The sequence below is a fragment of the Streptomyces sp. NPDC045022 genome, from assembly GCF_056432605.1.
The window spans coordinates 1-15911 of record NZ_JBWKIR010000012.1 but is presented as its reverse complement, the minus strand read 5'-3'; the positions used below and the strand labels follow the sequence as shown (position 1 = coordinate 15911).

Annotated in this window: 17 protein-coding genes; 9 read left to right on the top strand and 8 right to left on the bottom strand. The window is 71.8% G+C overall.

The window, feature by feature from the left end; all coding sequences use genetic code 11:
* Positions 1-545 precede the first annotated feature (545 nt).
* Together AC07C1_RS22040 and AC07C1_RS22035 are read left to right on the top strand one after the other, a co-directional pair.
* A complete protein-coding gene (locus tag AC07C1_RS22040; protein ID WP_478941357.1) occupies positions 546-2048 on the top strand; it encodes a metallophosphoesterase family protein in 1503 nt (500 codons plus the stop codon).
* A 67-nt stretch (positions 2049-2115) separates the two neighbouring features.
* Positions 2116-3144, top strand: a complete 1029-nt coding sequence (locus AC07C1_RS22035) for an LLM class flavin-dependent oxidoreductase (protein WP_478941355.1) — start codon at positions 2116-2118, stop codon at positions 3142-3144.
* Positions 3145-3174: 30 nt separating this feature from the next.
* On the opposite strand, the gene AC07C1_RS22030 is transcribed toward AC07C1_RS22035, so the two are convergent.
* Both AC07C1_RS22030 and AC07C1_RS22025 read right to left on the bottom strand, forming a co-directional pair.
* Positions 3175-4149: a TauD/TfdA dioxygenase family protein gene (locus tag AC07C1_RS22030; protein ID WP_478941353.1), complete on the bottom strand. Its 975-nt coding sequence runs from the start codon at positions 4147-4149 to the stop codon at positions 3175-3177.
* A gap of 171 nt (positions 4150-4320) precedes the next feature.
* Positions 4321-4470, bottom strand: a complete 150-nt coding sequence (locus tag AC07C1_RS22025; protein ID WP_478941351.1) for a hypothetical protein — start codon at positions 4468-4470, stop codon at positions 4321-4323.
* 68 nt (positions 4471-4538) lie between these two features.
* On the opposite strand from AC07C1_RS22025, the gene AC07C1_RS22020 reads away from it, so the two are divergent.
* On the top strand, positions 4539-5150 hold the full coding sequence (locus tag AC07C1_RS22020; RefSeq protein WP_478941349.1) for a DNA polymerase ligase N-terminal domain-containing protein: 612 nt from the start codon (positions 4539-4541) through the stop codon (positions 5148-5150).
* Positions 5151-5291: 141 nt separating this feature from the next.
* Here the strand turns inward: AC07C1_RS22020 and AC07C1_RS22015 are convergent, their stop codons facing one another.
* Positions 5292-5759: a peroxiredoxin gene (locus tag AC07C1_RS22015; protein ID WP_478941347.1), complete on the bottom strand. Its 468-nt coding sequence runs from the start codon at positions 5757-5759 to the stop codon at positions 5292-5294.
* Complete coding sequence (locus tag AC07C1_RS22010; protein WP_478941345.1) at positions 5756-6136, bottom strand: DoxX family protein; 381 nt, start codon at positions 6134-6136, stop codon at positions 5756-5758. Before AC07C1_RS22010 ends, AC07C1_RS22015 begins: the two co-directional genes overlap by 4 nt.
* A gap of 181 nt (positions 6137-6317) precedes the next feature.
* Between AC07C1_RS22010 and AC07C1_RS22005 the strand changes: the two genes are divergently transcribed.
* The gene (locus AC07C1_RS22005; protein WP_478941715.1) at positions 6318-7295 is read left to right on the top strand and encodes an ATP-dependent DNA ligase; all 978 of its coding nucleotides are present in this window, start codon (positions 6318-6320) and stop codon (positions 7293-7295) included.
* 184 nt (positions 7296-7479) lie between these two features.
* Positions 7480-8415 carry a hydroxymethylbilane synthase gene (gene hemC, locus AC07C1_RS22000; RefSeq protein WP_478941343.1) on the top strand — a complete coding sequence of 312 codons (936 nt, stop codon included), beginning with the start codon at positions 7480-7482 and terminating at the stop codon, positions 8413-8415.
* A 42-nt stretch (positions 8416-8457) separates the two neighbouring features.
* Here hemC and AC07C1_RS21995 read toward each other — a convergent pair whose 3' ends face one another.
* Positions 8458-8982 carry a hypothetical protein gene (locus AC07C1_RS21995; protein WP_478941342.1) on the bottom strand — a complete coding sequence of 175 codons (525 nt, stop codon included), beginning with the start codon at positions 8980-8982 and terminating at the stop codon, positions 8458-8460.
* A gap of 402 nt (positions 8983-9384) precedes the next feature.
* Between AC07C1_RS21995 and AC07C1_RS21990 the strand changes: the two genes are divergently transcribed.
* Positions 9385-10176 carry an RNA polymerase sigma factor SigF gene (locus AC07C1_RS21990; protein WP_478941340.1) on the top strand — a complete coding sequence of 264 codons (792 nt, stop codon included), beginning with the start codon at positions 9385-9387 and terminating at the stop codon, positions 10174-10176.
* 60 nt (positions 10177-10236) lie between these two features.
* Here the strand turns inward: AC07C1_RS21990 and AC07C1_RS21985 are convergent, their stop codons facing one another.
* Positions 10237-10551 (bottom strand): ANTAR domain-containing protein, encoded by a 315-nt coding sequence (locus tag AC07C1_RS21985; RefSeq protein ID WP_478941338.1) that lies wholly within the window; start codon positions 10549-10551, stop codon positions 10237-10239.
* A 128-nt stretch (positions 10552-10679) separates the two neighbouring features.
* Here AC07C1_RS21985 and AC07C1_RS21980 point away from each other — a divergent pair, with 128 nt between their 5' ends.
* Complete coding sequence (locus AC07C1_RS21980; protein WP_478941336.1) at positions 10680-11504, top strand: VOC family protein; 825 nt, start codon at positions 10680-10682, stop codon at positions 11502-11504.
* Between the two features lie 223 nt (positions 11505-11727).
* On the opposite strand, the gene glgX is transcribed toward AC07C1_RS21980, so the two are convergent.
* Together glgX and AC07C1_RS21970 are read right to left on the bottom strand one after the other, a co-directional pair.
* On the bottom strand, positions 11728-13911 hold the full coding sequence (gene glgX / locus AC07C1_RS21975; RefSeq protein WP_478941334.1) for a glycogen debranching protein GlgX: 2184 nt from the start codon (positions 13909-13911) through the stop codon (positions 11728-11730).
* Entirely contained in the window at positions 13908-14420 is a 513-nt protein-coding gene (locus tag AC07C1_RS21970; RefSeq protein ID WP_478941332.1) for a pep a2, read from the bottom strand. Before AC07C1_RS21970 ends, glgX begins: the two co-directional genes overlap by 4 nt.
* 303 nt (positions 14421-14723) lie before the next feature.
* Between AC07C1_RS21970 and AC07C1_RS21965 the strand changes: the two genes are divergently transcribed.
* Positions 14724-15023, top strand: a complete 300-nt coding sequence (locus tag AC07C1_RS21965) for a DUF5133 domain-containing protein (RefSeq protein WP_478941330.1) — start codon at positions 14724-14726, stop codon at positions 15021-15023.
* A 105-nt stretch (positions 15024-15128) separates the two neighbouring features.
* Positions 15129-15911 (top strand): maltotransferase domain-containing protein (locus AC07C1_RS21960; protein ID WP_478941328.1); only part of this gene is annotated, 783 nt, incomplete at its 3' end.

The window sequence follows — 15911 nt, the reverse complement described above, 5'->3', positions numbered from 1 at the left end:
GTGCGCACACCAGTGAGGTGCGATGTGCGGGGGAAGAATTCCAGCTTTGACTCGGCCATGTCAGTCCCGACGAGGTCATTCGAGGGTTTTCCCTATGCCGGTGGGTGCGGGCGGGCCGGCCCGGACGCCGCTGTTCCGCGCCTGCGTGGTGTGCGAGCGGCCGGAGACCGGGAGTTCGGACAGCGGGCCGTCACGGCCGTCCGGACCCGGGTGCGGAATGGCGAGTAACCGCCCACCCGGTTCCGGGATCGCGAGCAACCGCCCACCCTTCGCGGTCCGCGCCGGAGAGCGGACCCCGCGGAACAGGACGGCGTGGCCGTCGTCTGGACGGCCGGGGGCCTCGCAGCGCGACGGACCTCGCCACTCGATCACCGGGCCGGCGAAGGCGAGTTCCGCAGATCCGCTCCGTTTGCGGAAGGGCCGCTCCCTTCGGAGGGCCAGGGCGCGGTCAGCTCGACCGCGGGAAGGTCCGTGACAGGCTGGGGTGTTGGGGTGCGCGGGCCCCGCATCCCGTTCCTGAACGGCACGTTGTTACGGTGCACCGCGTGTCTGACTCCTCACGCGATACCGCACAGGGCGCCGGCTGGGGCGCCGCCGAACGCGGTGCCTACCAGCAGCTGATGCCGGACCACGTCGAGAAGCTGTCGTGGCTGAATCCGAGGATCTTGTGGGCAGCCCGCAACGGCGTGCTGGCGTCCTGGTTCGGTGATCCCACCGGCCGTACCCGCAGCCGTTGGGTCGCGCGGCGGGAGGCGGCCGGGGCACCCGCCGACAAGGTGGTCCGGCGAGAGGTTCCGGACCGGTTCTCCTTCATGGTCATCGGGGACACCGGAGAGGGTGACGCCTCCCAGTACGCCGCCGTGCCGGGGTTTTTGAAGACCGGTCAGGACACCGAGTTCGCGGTCATCGCGAGCGACGTCGTCTATCCGGTGGGCGCCGCCGACGACTACGGCGACAAGTTCTTCCGGCCGTACCAGGACTATCCGGCGCCGATATACGCGATACCGGGCAACCACGACTGGTACGAGGACCTCGGCGCCTTCATGCGCGTCTTCTGCGCCGGCACCCCGCCGCTCGAGCCCGAGCCCCGCCCCCGCGCGCTCACCCCCGCCTGGTGGCGCGCCCTGCTGTGGCACCGGCCGGGCCCCGTTGACGAGCAACGCCTCGCGGCGGCACGGAAGTTGCGGTCGGCCCCGGCTCAACAGGCCGAACAGCCCGGTCCGTACTGGGCGATCGACGCGGGGCCGCTGCGGATCGTCGGCATCGACACCGGCCTGCTGGGCACGATCGACGCCGAACAGGGCGCCTGGCTGCGCGAGGTGTCCCGGGGACCGAAGCCGAAGATCCTGGTCACCGGGTCACCGCTGTACGTCGACGGCGAGCACCACCCCTGCCCCATCGAGGGCGGCGGCACCGTGGACGACATCGTCCGGGCCCCGGAGCACCACTACGTGGCCGCGATCGGCGGCGACGTCCACAACTACCAGCGATATCCGGTCGCGGTGGACGGCCGCACGATCCAGTACGTGGTAGCGGGCGGTGGTGGCGCGTTCATGCACGCCACGCACACCATCCCGCGGGTCTCGGTGGCAGGCGTCACCGAGCGTGAGTTCCGCTGCTATCCGCTGCGCGGTGACTCACTGGCCTTCTACAGCCGCCTCTACGGCCGCCGGCTGCGGCTGCGCCGCTTCTTCGCCCTGACCGAGGCCGAGGCGACCGCGGTCGTCACCGAACGCCTCGGCATCGAGCCGGTGCGCGCGCCGGGCCCGGGCGCCCGGGTCACCCGGCGCACCCGGCTGGTCGCGGGCCTCCTCGGCACCGGAAGCCGCCCCGAGCGTGCCTCCCGCGTCCGGCTGCCGGTGCGGAAGATCTACACCCAGCTGTTCTCGCCGTCCTCCACCACCTACAGTCCGCCCTTCTTCAAGTGCTTCCTGCGTCTGGACGTCACGGCGGAGGAGGTCCGGCTGCGCTGCTTCGCCGCGACCGGCAACCGCGCGCAGGAACTGGACCCGCCGGTCGAGGACGAGGTCACCATCGCGCTGCGCTGATCACACGGTTGTCACACTGCACTGTCAGAATCGGGGCAGAGCCGAGGTGCGAACACTGGAGGAGCCCGTGCCGTCCAACCCTCGCCCGCTGCGCAGGCTGGGCTTCCTCACGATCGGTCTGTTCGACGCCGCCGACCCGGCCCGGGGCCACGAGTCCACGCTGGAGATCATCGAGCTGGGCGAGCGGCTGGGGTTCGACAGCGCCTGGCTCCGCCACCGGCATCTGCAGCACGGCATCTCGTCCCCGGTCGCCGTACTCGCCGCCGCCTCGCAGCGCACCCACCGGATCGAGCTGGGCACCGCGGTGATACCGCTGGGCTGGGAGAACCCGCTGCGCCTGGCCGAGGACCTGGCGACCGTCGACATCCTGTCCGGCGGCCGGCTGAACCCGGGCGTCAGCGTGGGCCCGCCGACGCACTACGAGCAGGTCAAGGAAGCCCTGTACCCGGACACCGCGGACGCCGAGGACTTCGGCTACGAGCGCGTACGGCGGCTGCTGGACTTCGTGCGCGGCAAGCCCGCCACCGACTTCAGCGGAAGGGAGGGGTTCGAGGTGTTCAGCGATGTCGTCCAGCCGCACTCCCCCGGCCTCGGCCGGCGGCTCTGGTACGGCGGCGGCAGCCTCGGTTCGGCGCGCTGGGCGGGCGAGCACGGCATGAACTTCCTTACCAGCAGTGTCGTCAAGGCCGGAGACGACGAGACGTCGCCGGACTTCGCCGAGATCCAGCTGTCCCAGATCCGGGAGTTCCGGGCCCACCATCCCGACGGCGCGGCGGCACGTGTCTCCCAGGGCCTGGTGGTGATCCCCACGGACTCGGCGACGCCGGAGCAGCGGGCCAAGTACGCGGACTACGCCGCGAAGCGCCTGCCCCGTACGGCCTCCCCGCAGGGCCCCGCGCGGCTGCTGTTCGCGCCGGACCTGGTCGGCACCTCGCAGGAACTCGCCGAACGGCTGCACGCACACGCCGCCTTCCGCGAGATCGAGGAGGTGGCGTTCGCCCTGCCGTTCACCTTCGAGCCCGAGGACTACGTCCAGATCCTGACGGACATGGCGACGAAGCTGGGCCCGGCGCTGGGGTGGCGGCCGGCGAGCTGACCTCCGTCCCCGACGGCCGCCCGCCGCCGTTCACCAGCGGCCCACCTCTGTCCCGGTGAGCGGTTCGGACGGTTTTCCGTTCACCCCCAGGGGCACGTCTCCCACGAGCATCACGCGGTGCATGATCCGGGGGAAGCCGAGGTGGGCGCTGTCGCCGGGGGCGAGGTGGATGGTGGCCCGGTTGTCCCAGAAGGCGACGCTGCCCGGCTCCCAGCGGAAGCGGACCGTGTACTCGGGGCGGACCGCCTGCTCGAGCAGCATCTCCAGCAGTGCCGCGCTCTCCGGGCGGGAGACGTCCACGATCTGCTCGAGGTAGTAGCCGTTGACGAACAGCACCCGCTCGCCCGTCTCCGGATGCACCCGCACCAGCGGATGCACGGACGCGACCTGGTGGTCCAGGAGGTGGCGGAGGTACGCGTCGTCGCCGGGCCGCGGCTGATAGCCGACGCCGAGCCGGTGCTCCGCGCGCAGCCCGTCCACGAAGGCGCGGACCGGGGCCGACAGCCCCGCGTAGGCGGCGGCCAGGTTGGCCCAGGTGGTGTCGCCGCCGTAGGGCGGGACGGTCTCCGCGCGCAGGATGGTCGCGGCCGGCGGGTCGATGCGGGCACCGTGGTCGCAGTGCCAGCCGCGCAGCAGGGTGTGCCGGCGGCGCTGCAACCACTCCTCGTGCTCCATGCCGAACCTGCCGCCCAGCTCCAGCCGGTCCGCGGTGGTCTCCACCTCGGGGAAGTCGCCCGGTGAGGCACTGCCCCGCCGGCCGAGGACGACCGGTTCCCCGAACCGGCGGGCGAAGGCGACATGTCCGGTGTGGTCCAGCTCCTGCCCGCGGAAGAACACCACCTTCCAGCGCAGCACGGCCTGCCGGATCAGGGCCACCACGGCGTCGTCGAGCGGCCCGGCGAGGTCGACGCCGGTGATCTCGGCCCCGATGTGCCCGGCGACCGGCTTCACCTCCACACCCGCGACCTGCTCCGTGTGATCCGCGGTGGCCCTGTGCGTCGTCATGCGCGCTCCGATGCTCGTCCGAACCGGCTCCAGAGTGATCGTTGCACTCTCGGCCCCCGGACGGCGAACTGCCCTGTGCCCGTGCCGTCCGCTCCGACGGGCCGCTGGGTCTGCTGTACTCCCGCGCCCACGGCTACGGCCCCCACCCGCGGCGGAGCCCAGGCGGGAGGATTACGCGGCACCCGTCGCGCTGGCCTGGCCGCTGCGCCGTTCGAACATCGCGCTCGTCCCGGGCACCTCGTGGCCGGAGCACCTGCGGGAGAACATCGCCGCCGCGAGCCTGGTGCTGCCGGACGTCGCGGTCGCCCAGCTGGACGGCATGGCGGGCTGAGCGTCCCCGCGCGGGGTACTCGGGCGCCCCTGAGGCGGACGCACGGAAGGAGCCGTACGTGGCAGCGGAGGACCGGCTGCGGACGTACCGCGGCAAACGCGACTTCGAGCGGACCCGCGAGCCTTCGGGCCGGGCCGGCCGCGGCGGGGGTGACGAGCCCCGGTTCGTGGTGCAGATCCACGACGCGCGCCGGATGCACTTCGACTTCCGGCTCCAGGTCGGCGACGTGCTGAAGTCCTGGTCGATCCCCAAGGGACCGTCCACCGACCCCGGGGACAAGCGGCTGGCCGTGCCGACCGAGGACCATCCGCTGGACTACGAGGACTTCGAGGGCGTGATCCCCAAGGGCGAGTACGGCGGTGGCACCGTGATCGTGTGGGACCGCGGCACCTATGAGCCGCTGAGCCACGACCGCCGGGGGCGCGCCGTGGAGTTCGGGGAGTCACTGGAGCGCGGGCACGCCACCTTCCGCCTGCACGGCACGAAGCTGCACGGCGAGTACGCCCTCACCCGCTTCCGCGGCGGCGAGGACGAGGAGGAGGCCTGGCTGCTGGTACGCAAGGGCCCGGCGCGGTCGGACCGGTCCGGCACTCCGGATCCCCGGCGGGCCCGTTCGGTGCGCACCGGGCGCACGCTGGCCCAGGTCGCGGCGGCCGACGGCGGGAAGTGACCGAAGGTGCCCGGGCTCCTGGACGCCCTGCCCGCACCACCGGCTGCCGAACCGGCCGCGTCACCGACGCCCGGCCACGCTCGGCGACCGGCGGGAGCCCGGCCGACCAGATCGCTCCGGTCAGGCGCGGAGCGGACCGCATCAACCCCGGTGGGCACGCAGGGCGGCGAGGGCCCGGTCGGCGTGGGTGTTCATGCGCAGTTCGCTGCGGACGATCTCCAGCACCGTGCGGTCCTCGGCGATGACGAAGGTGACGCGCTTGGTGGGGGCGAGGGAGAAGCCCCGCTTGACGCCGAACCGCTCACGCACCGCGCCGTCGGCGTCGGAGAGCAGCGGCATGCCGAGGGTGTGCCGTCCGGCGAACTCCTGCTGCTTCTCGACGCTGTCCCCGCTGATCCCCACGGGGCGGGCGCCCACTTCGGCGAACTCCGTGGCGAGGTCGCGGAAGTGGCAGGCCTCGGCGGTGCAGCCGGGGGTGAGGGCGGCCGGATAGAAGAAGAGCACCACCGGTCCCCCGGCCAGCAGGTCGGAGAGACGGCGGCTGGTGCCGGTTTCGTCGGGCAGGGCGAAGTCCTCGATCTTGTCCCCCACCTCGATGCGTTCCGTCACGGCCGTCCCTCCCCGTTCCGGGCGACCCCGCGGGCCCACAGCACCAACGGCACCTGCAGCGGCAGCCGCGCCAGGGCGGCCGTCCTCAGCGGCGCGGGCCGGTGCCGCCAGTCCACGGCCATCTGGACGTTGGCCGGGAACACCCCGACGAAGAAGGCCGCCGCCGCCTTCGCGGCCACCGCCCGCGTCCGGGGCGCGGCGATCCCGGCCGCCAGCGCGAGTTCGATGGCACCGCTGCCGTACGTCCATGCCCTCGGGGAGCCGGGGAGCAGACGGGGAATGGTGGCGTCGAACTGCCGTGGGGCGGCGAAGTGGGCGACCCCGGCGGCGGCCAGGAGGCCGGCGAGCAGCAGGGGTGAGCGTTCGGACCGGGGCACGGTTCCTCCTATGGCGACCTGCCGCCGGATATTACTGGACGGTAGCAGCCGGCGTGGCTCACTTCCCCGGATACAGCGCGCCGGGGCGGGGACGCGGGTCGGTGAGGCCCGTTCAGGGGAACCGTCGCCCCAAGGCGCGTGAGGGCGCCGGGACCGGTCGAGACCTTCAGCCGTGACCGCCGTGACCCTGCCGCTCATTCCGCCGATGCTCGCCACCCCCGGCAGGCTGCCGCCCGCCGCCCAGGACGAGCGGTGGGCGTACGAGACCAAGCAGGACGGCCAGCGGGTGATGGTCTACCTGCCGGGCGACGGCAGCGTGCTGTTGCGCGCCCGCTCGGGCGAGGACATCACCGGGGCCTACCCCGAACTCCGGCCGCTCGGCGGCGCCCTGGGCACCACGCCCGCCGTGCTGGACGGCGAGGTGCTGGCCCTGGACGAGCGGGGCCGGGCCGACTTCCAGCTGCTGCAGAGCCGGATGGGCCTCGCGCACGCGCCCGCACGGGCGGCGCGCCGGGCCGCCCAGGTACCGGTGCACCTGGTGCTGTTCGACGTGCCGCTCCTGGGCGATTCCCTGATGCGGCTGCCGTACGCGCGGCGGCGGGCGCGCCTGGAGGAGCTGGGCCTGGCCGGACCGCACTGGTCGACACCGGGGGCCGTGACCGGGCGCGGTGCCGAGGCGCTCGCGGCGACCAGGGAGCACGGGCTGGAGGGCCTGGTGTGCAAGCGGCTGGACTCGGTGTACGAGCCCGGGGTGCGCTCCCGCGCCTGGATCAAGATCCGGAACATGCGGGCCGAGGACGTGATCGTCGGCGGCTGGCTGCCCGGCAAGGGGCGGCTGACCGGGCTGCCGGGAGCGGTACTGGTCGGTCAGCGGGCGGAGGGCCGGCTGCGCTACGTCGGCGGGGTCGGCACCGGCTGGAGCGAGGCGGAACGGACGGAGCTGGCGGAGCTGCTGCGGGCCGCCGTGAGCAGCCGGTGCCCCTTCGATCCGGTGCCACGGATCCCGGACGCGCGCTGGGTGCTGCCCCGGCTGGTGGGCGAGGTCAGCTACAGCACCCGTACCCGGGCCGGGCTGCTGCGCCAGCCGTCCTGGCTGCGGCTGCGCCCGGACCTCACACCGGAGGAGTCGGCGGCGGACCTGCCGGAGGGCTCGGGTTAGCGCCGCCCTTTCATCGTGGGCGGGGAGCGCATGGCTATCGGGCGGGCGTCCGGCGGAAGTTGAGCGCCTACGACTCCGGCAGCGCCCACTTCGGCCTGAAGGACGGGAGCCAGGCCAAGCAGGTCGGGCCGGTCCCGCTGTGACCGGCGCGGGGCATCCGTTCCCAGGGTCTATCGTGTCCCCCATGTCTGTGCCGGAACTGATCCGTATCGTCTCCCGCGACTCGCCGATGGCCCTGGCCCAGGTCGAGCGGGTCCGCGCCGAGTTGGCCGCACTGCACCCGGGTGTGCGCACCGAGGTCGTCCCGGTGAAGACCACCGGCGACAAGTGGATGGGCGACCTGTCCAAGGTCGAGGGCAAGGGGGCGTTCACCAAGGAGGTGGACGCCGCTCTGCTGGCCGGGGAGGCGGATCTCGCGGTGCACTGCGTCAAGGACGTGCCCGCCGACCGGCCACTGCCCGCCGGTACGGTGTTCGCCGCGTTCCTGAAGCGCGACGACATCCGCGACGCGCTGGTACACCCGGGCGGGCTCACCCTGGACGAGCTGCCGGCCGGCACCCGGATCGGCACCTCCTCGGTGCGCCGGGTCGCCCAACTGGCCGCGACGCACCCGCGGCTGGAGTGCGTGCCCTTCCGCGGCAACGCCAACCGCCGGCTGGAGAAGCTGGCCGCCGGGGAGGCCGACGCGCTGCTGCTGGCGGTGTCCGGTCTGGAACGCATCGGCCGCACGGACGTGATCAGCGAGGTGCTGTCCCCGGAGACGATGATGCCGCCGATCGGCGCGGGCATCCTCGCCCTGCAGTGCCGGGAGGACGACACCGATGTGATCGACGCGGTCAGCGGGCTCGGCGACCCGGACACCCACCGCGAGGCCGCGGCCGAGCGGATGTTCCTGCACGTGCTGCAGGGCCACTGCAACAGCCCGATCGCCGGCTACGCGCGCGTGGACCGCGGCGGGGAACTCTCCCTGCGGGCCTGCGTGTTCACCCCGGACGGCAAGACCCGGCTGAACGCCCACGAGTGGGCGGGCCGGCTGGACCCGGCCACGCTCGGCACCTCGGTCGCGGTGGCGCTGCTGCGGCAGGGCGCGCGCGAGATCATCGACGGCATCGCGCACTGACGGCCGACCCGCACCGGCCGGACGGCGCCACCGCCGTTCACGTCAGGCGGTACCGGGCTCCGTCTGGTCCTTCAGGAAGACGCTGACCTGGTGGGCCAGGCCGCCCTGGCCGGTGCCCGCCGAGGCGGCCGGGGCGGTGGCCTCCAGGACGCCGATGCCGCCCGCCCACAGCCGGCGGTCGGTCCACTCCTCCTCCACCCGCAGCTGCACCTGGACATCCACGTGGCTGAGGGCGGCCTCGGGCGCGGCGGCATAGAGCACCGCGGTGGCCCGGCGCAGCGGGTAGACGTCGAAGCCCTCGATGAACTGGGAGTTGCGCCAGTCGATGAAGGCGCCCTCGCCGTCGGGGCCGACCCGGACGTCGATCTGGCCGTCCTCCAGATGGATGCCGTAGTGCCGCGCGCCGCGGTTCTCGACCGTCACCCGGACACTGAAGTACGTCAGCCCGACCGCGGCGTCGTCGCGTCCGCGCGGTGGCTCGGCCGCCTCCAGCCGGTGGACGCGGACCCGCAGACCGGCATGCTCGTCGTACTCGTGCCAGTCCCCGACCACGTTCGGCTCGTACACAGTGCCCCTCTCGACCTTCGAGAGCTGCTGTCTATCTGTGCGCTGAGCGCACTGTCAAATGAGCAGAATGCGCTGTGGCCAGGGGATTCACCCGCTTTGATCGGTGATCAAGCGCTGCCCAGGAAGAATCCGTTCACGGCGGCTTCGCCCGGGACGCGGACGCGTGCCGCACATCACGTCCGCGGTGCCCCCAGGAGCCAGGCAAGAGCAAAGCGACTATCGTCCCTTATGTACATATTTGTTTTGAGATGCCCCTGAACGGGAAAACAGACCTCAGTGCTTCGGACAGGAGGCACGTCCGCGGGAGCCGGTATCGCCGGGCGCCCCGGTGTCCTCTCCATGGTCCGAGCGCACCTCCCACGGTGTCTGTCCATCCAGCACCTGCTCAGAGAGGTGCGCACGATGCGTGTCACCGGCAGCACTAAGCCCCATCCCCACGATGACGCCCCCGACACGGTGGAGTCCTTCGAGCGGCTCACGAAGCTGCCCGACGGCCCGGAGCGCCAGGTGCTCCGGGACGAGCTGGTCCAGCTCTGGCTGCCCATGGCCGAGCGGATCGCCGTCCGGTTCCGCGGCCGCGGGGAGGCCCTGGAGGACCTGTACCAAGTGGCCGCACTGGGCCTGGTCAAGGCCGTGGACCACTACGATCCGGAGCGCGGTCGCGCTTTCGAGGCGTACGCCGTGCCCACGATCACCGGCGAGATCAAGCGCCACTTCCGTGACCACATGTGGACACTGCACGTGCCCCGCCGGGTGCAGGACCTGCGCAACCGGGTGCGCACCGCCACGAAGGAGCTGGCGCAGACCACGTCGGGCCGGGCCCCCACCGTCGCCGAGATAGCCGCGTACACCCGGCTCAGCGAGGAGGAGGTGCGCACCGGCATGGAGGCACTGGAGTGCTTCTCCGCGCTGTCGCTGGACGCCGAGGTCGCCGGTACGGACGGCTACGCCCTCGGCGACTCGCTCGGCGTGTCCGACCCGGGATTCGATCTGGTGGTCGACCGGGCCGCGGTCAAGCCGTGTCTGGAGGCGCTGCCCGAGCGTGAGCGCGTCATCCTCTACCTGCGGTTCTTCCGCGGCATGACGCAGAGCCGGATCGCCGAGCAGCTCGGTATCTCGCAGATGCACGTCTCCCGGCTGCTCAGCGGCTGCTTCGACCGGCTGCGCGAGGAACTGCTCGCAGAGGTCCGCTGAGCATCGCTTCCCCACCCCTCGCCCTCGGAGGCATCCCCGAGGTGCGCCCCCGAGGGGGCCTCACTCCTCCGCGCTGCCGGGTACCTGAGTGGGACCGTACCGGTCGAGGGCGTCCTCCAGTTCGGCGCGGATCTCGGGCGGGATGTCGCCCCGGCGCCCCCAGATGAGGATCAGCTCCGCGATGTTGCGCAGCTTGATGTTGGTGTGCTGGGAGACCTCCTTCAGCACCTCCCACCCCTGGTCGGGCGTCACCCGGCCGAGGGCCACCACCATCCCGATCGCCTGGTCGACGACCGCATGGGAGGCGATGGCCTCCTTCAGCTGGTCGACCTGTGTCTGCAACTCGGCGATCCGGTCCGGTTCGCTCTCTGCCATTCCTCCATCCTGGCGAGCGGCCTGGACCCCTGCCACCCGGGGTACTCGACAGGCACCCGACCCCCTTTCCGTTGGACACTGGTGCAAGACCGGTGGCCGCCGGGCCCCGAGAGCAGGACGCGACTGTCATGAACCAAGACACACCTGTCAGCGGTGGACCGAACGCCGACGGACCGAGGCGGAGAGAGGTCGTCTCCACGCATTCCGTCTTCGGTGCGCCGTGCTGGGTGAGCCTGACCAGCCGCGACCTGGAGGCCACGCAGGACTTCTACGCCGCCGTCCTCGGCTGGCGCTGGCGCGGTGCCAAACTCGGCGAGCACTTCCGCATCGCCCTGGCCGACGGGGTGCCGGTGGCCGGGATCGCCGCCGTCGCCGCGATGTGGCAGATGGCGGTCGCCTGGACGCCGTACTTCGCCGTTCCGGACGCCGACGTGGCCGTGTCCCGGGCTCGGGAACGCGGCGGCACGGCAGCCGTCGGCCCGCTGTCCTTCCCGCCCGGCCGGGCCGCGCTGCTCGCCGACCGGGACGGGGCGACCTTCGGTATCTGGCAGGGCGAGCTGGTCTCCAACTGGGAGGCGTGGCGGCGGGCCGCGCCGACGTTCATCCGGCTGCACACCCGCAACGCCTTCGACTCGGCGATGTTCTACGGGGAGATCCTCGACTGGGCCTCCGGGCAGCCGGGCTGCTGCGAGGTCGAGTACCTGGGCGGCGAGGTGGTACTGCGCAGCCAGGGCGACATCGTGGCGCGGATCGACTCGGGGGCGGTGGAGGCCGCCCCGGATCCCTCCGTTCGCCCGCACTGGCAGATCCACTTCGCCGTGGCCGACGTGCCGGGCTGTGCCCGGGCGGCGGAGAAGCACGGCGGCAGCGTGCTGAGCGAGGACGAGCACGAGGCGGTGCTGCGCGACGCCGACGGGGCGCAGTTCACGGTGACGTCACGCGACGCTCGCTGAGGGGACCGGCGCGCGCACTGTACGCGCCCACGGGTCCGTCCTGGCCGGACACGCGGATCGAGCTGTTACTCCCGGACCGGCGTTGAGTCAGCGGTGCAGGGAGCGGTCGAGCTCCACGGCCTCATACAGGTGGCGATGAGCTGGTCGCGGCGATCCTGCGACTCCAGGAAAACGGAGGCTGCCTCCGTACAGGGATCGAGCTTGAAACGGAGGCAGCATCCGATCAATCCGGCACCGCCCCCGACGCCTCCGCCCGGCGGGCCTGATGCGCGGCGCGCGACGGTCGCGACAGCAGGACCATGCTGCGTGACTCCACGCTGAGCTTGGTGCCGGCCTTGCGTTCGCGTTCGTCGGGCATGCCGTCCGGCTCCGCCGTGTCGATCAGGGTGATCCAGCGCTCGCCGAAGGAGTCGTCGGGCAGCCGGAAGCCGACCGGCTCCCAGTAGCCGTTGACGAGCAGCAGAAAGGAGTCGTCGGCCATGCGGCGCCCGTAGGAGTCGCGTTCGGCGATGGCGTCGCCGTTGAGGAAGACACCGACCGAGTGGGCGTCACCGCGCTGCCAGTCCCGGTCGGTCATCTCACGGGCGTCCGGCCGCAGCCACATCAGGTCGGGCAGCGGCTGGTCGGCGTTGGTCACGGTCTCGCCGCGGAAGAAGCGCCGCCGGCGCAGCACCGGATGCACGGCGCGCAGGGCGATCACATGCCGGGTGAAGTCGGCGAGGCTCCGCTGCTCGTCGGTCAGCTCCCAGTCGATCCAGGAGATCTCGTTGTCCTGGCAGTAGGCGTTGTTGTTGCCGCGCTGGGTACGCCCGAGTTCGTCGCCGTGGCAGAGCATCGGGATGCCCTGCGAGAGCAGCAGCGTGGCCAGCAGGTTGCGCTGCTGGCGGGCCCGCAGTTCGAGGACGGCGGGGTCTTTGGTGTCGCCCTCCGCACCGCAGTTCCAGGACCGGTTGTGGCTCTCGCCGTCCCGGTTGTCCTCGCCGTTGGCCTCGTTGTGCTTGTCGTTGTACGACACGAGGTCGCGCAGCGTGAAACCGTCGTGCGCGGTGACGAAGTTGACGCTCGCCCGCGGCCGGCGCCGGCTGTGCTGGTAGATGTCGGAGGAGCCGGTCAGCCGGGAGGCGAACTCGCCGAGCGAGCCGGGTTCGGCCCGCCAGAAGTCCCGTACCGCGTCCCGGTACTTGCCGTTCCACTCCGACCACAGCGGCGGGAAGTTGCCCACCTGGTAGCCGCCCTCCCCCACGTCCCAGGGCTCGGCGATCAGCTTGACGCGGCTGATCACCGGATCCTGCTGGATCAGGTCGAAGAACGCCGAGAGCCGGTCCACCTCGTGGAACTGCCGGGCCAGCGTGGCCGCGAGGTCGAAGCGGAAGCCGTCGACGTGCATCTCGGTGACCCAGTACCGCAGCGAGTCCATGATCAGCTGGAGCACGTAAGGGTGCCGCATCAGCAGGCTGTTGCCGGTGCCGGTGGTGTCGTAGTAATGCCCCCAGTCGCCGTCGACCAGACGGTAGTAGGAGGCGTTGTCGATACCGCGGAAGGACAGGGTGGGGCCCCTCTCGTTGCCCTCGGCGGTGTGGTTGTAGACCACGTCGAGGATCACTTCCAGGCCGGCCGCGTGCAGCGCCTTCACCATGGCCTTGAACTCGTTGACCTGCTGGCCCCGGCTGCCGAAGGCGGCGTAGTCGTTGTGCGGGGCGAAGAAGCCGATGGTGTTGTAGCCCCAGTAGTTGGTCAGGCCGCGGTCCTGGAGCACACCGTCATGGACGAACTGGTGGACCGGCATCAGCTCCACCGCGGTGACGCCGAGCGAGGTCAGGTGCTCGGTCACCGAGGGGTGCGCCAGGCCGGCGTACGTGCCGCGCAGCTTCTCGGGGACGTCCGGGTGGGTGCGGGTCAGGCCGCGCACATGGGCCTCGTAGATCACCGAGTCCGCGTACGGCGTCCGCGGCGGGCGGTCGTCGCCCCAGTCGAAGTACGGGTCGGTGACCACGCCCAGCATGGAATGGCCGGAGCTGTCGGCCGGGGCCGGGCCGTCCGGGGCGCGCTCGTACAGGGAGGCGTGGTTGTCGATCTGGCCGTCCACGGCCCGGACGTACGGGTCGAGCAGCAGCTTCGCCGCGTTGCACCGGTGGCCGAGCGAGGGTTGCCAGGGGCCGTGCACCCGGTAGCCGTAGCGCTGGCCGGGGCCGATGCCGGGCAGGTAGCCGTGCCAGACGAATCCGTCGACCTCGTGCAGCCGAACGGGGGTCTCGGTGCCCGCCTCGTCGACCAGGATCAGCTCGACACGCTCGGCGACCTCGCTGAACAGGGCGAAGTTGGTGCCCTGCCCGTCGAACGCGGCACCCAACGGGTAGGGGTGCCCGCTCCACACGGGCACCCCTTTGCGGTTCTTGCGGGCGGTCACTGGCTGCCCTCCAGGGCGTCGTCACGGTCGGGCGCCGGCCCGGCCAGTACGGCCACGCGCTCCTCGCGCGGCACTGTGAGACCCGTGCGCAGGGTGGGGGCGGGGGCGAGGGGGACCAGCGGGACGCGCTGGCCGGCGCGGGCGCGCTGCGAGAACCAGATGATCACGCTGCCGGTGTCCGATGCGCAGCAGCCCCAGCCGTCGCTCATCGCGGCGATGTCGGCCAGGCAGGCCCGCAGGTCCTGGTCGGGGCGCAGATCGGGATCGTTGCCGCCGAAGGCGGTGATGAGGTGCTGGCGGTTCCACCACATCTCGATCGAGGTGCGCTTGTCGCTCGCGTGTTCGTCGATCGCCCGCAGCAGCAGTTCCGCGCCGCGGCAGACGGGATCCACCAGGTTCTCGAGGTACCAGTAGCGGAGGTGGGCGGCCAGGATGCGGCTGACCTGTCCCACCCGTTCCGGGCTGACTTCCACATCGATGTGGTAGTAGCAGGGCACTGCGGTCTTCATCGTCGCTTGCTCCTCACCGGCGAAGCTCTCGCTCCCCTCGCCCCGTCCGGGAGGGATCCCGGACACATAGCGTGAGCGCTGATCGCTTCTGAGTCACCTCTACGGTGCGGCCGCTACGCCATTCGTGCAACACGAGCACCCGACACCACTAACGGTTGAAGCTCCAACAAGACGCTGCGTCGTCGCGCGTGCACCATGAGTGAAAGCCTCGATCGCCGTAACGGTGCCGTGCCTCCCCGTGCGCGGACACCACCCGACCGTCGGGAACGCGCCCAGTCGAGAGCGTGGAGGGTGAAGAGGGCGATGCTGCTACCCGCCAAGGCCGAAGTGGCCCGGCAGTTGCGGCGTTACCGGGCTTGGGAGCGCGCGATGCTCGCCTCGCCCCACGACCGCACGGTCCGGGCCACCTTCGAGGACTCGGGGTACACGCTGTGCGTTCTGATGGGCAAACGCTGTGCCCGCGAGGCCGCGGACGCCGCCGAGCGCTATCTGCGTACCAATCCGGTCACCTACCTGCGTGAGCAGGACGGACGGCCGCAGCCACGCCGGGCGGTCAGAAGAACGCCGCCACCGGAGCGGCGTTCCACGGCGCCAAGCCCCTGACCTGGCACCGTACAAGGCGTTCCCCACGGTCCGACGCGGTCGGCCCGTCTCGGATCGCGAAGCCGGGCCCGGTGCCCGGCTTCGCGCACGGCGGAGGTGAGATACATGGGCAGGACCCCGGCCATCGGCCGTGTACCGGTGCGTGACGTCCGGCCGGCCGTGGAGTGCGGCAGGCGCCCGGCGAAAGCGGTGGTCGGGGAGACCTTCGAGGTCACTGCCACCGTGTTCCGCGAAGGGCACGATGCCGTGGGCGCCAATGTGGTCCTGCGTGATCCCAAGGGCCGTCGCGGCCACTGGACGCCGATGCGGGAGCTGTCTCCCGGCAGCGACCGCTGGGGCGCGGAGATCACCCCGGACGTGACGGGCCGCTGGACGTTCCGCGTGGAGGCGTGGAGCCATCCGCTGGCGACCTGGCGGCACACCGCGTCCGTCAAGGTGCCGGCCGGGATCGACACCGGTCTGGTCCTGGAGGAGGGCGCGGAGCTGTACGCGCGTGCGGCCGCCGGAGTGCCCAAGGGCCCCGAGCGGAACCTGGTGTTGGCCGCCGCACACGCCCTCGGCGACGACTCCCTGTCGGTGCACGACCGTCTGAAGGCGGCCCTGGCCCCGGAGGTGGAGGCGCTGCTGGCCCGTCACCCCCTGCGGGAGCTGGTGACGGCCTCCGACCCGATGCCGGTGCTCGTCGAGCGTGAACGCGCGCTGTACGGCTCCTGGTACGAGTTCTTCCCGCGCTCCGAGGGCACCGCCGCACAGCCGCACGGCACCTTCCGTACGGCCGCCCGCAGGCTGAAGTCGATCGCGGAGATGGGCTTCGACGTCGTCTATCTGCCCCCGATCCATCCGATCGGTACGACCTTCCGCAAGGGCCCCAACAACACCCTCACCGCC

Bases quoted from the DNA above. Each gene is read 5' to 3' on its own strand.
- AC07C1_RS22030 (WP_478941353.1), bottom strand. From the start codon at position 4,149: ATGACGACGCACAGGGCCACCGCGGATCACACGGAGCAGGTCGCGGGT.
- AC07C1_RS21980 (WP_478941336.1), top strand. From the start codon at position 10,680: ATGAACCAAGACACACCTGTCAGCGGTGGACCGAACGCCGACGGACCG.
- hemC (WP_478941343.1), top strand. From the start codon at position 7,480: ATGTCTGTGCCGGAACTGATCCGTATCGTCTCCCGCGACTCGCCGATG.
- AC07C1_RS21985 (WP_478941338.1), bottom strand. From the start codon at position 10,551: ATGGCAGAGAGCGAACCGGACCGGATCGCCGAGTTGCAGACACAGGTC.
- AC07C1_RS22025 (WP_478941351.1), bottom strand. From the start codon at position 4,470: ATGCCGTCCAGCTGGGCGACCGCGACGTCCGGCAGCACCAGGCTCGCG.
- AC07C1_RS21990 (WP_478941340.1), top strand. From the start codon at position 9,385: ATGCGTGTCACCGGCAGCACTAAGCCCCATCCCCACGATGACGCCCCC.
- AC07C1_RS21970 (WP_478941332.1), bottom strand. From the start codon at position 14,420: ATGAAGACCGCAGTGCCCTGCTACTACCACATCGATGTGGAAGTCAGC.
- AC07C1_RS21965 (WP_478941330.1), top strand. From the start codon at position 14,724: ATGCTGCTACCCGCCAAGGCCGAAGTGGCCCGGCAGTTGCGGCGTTAC.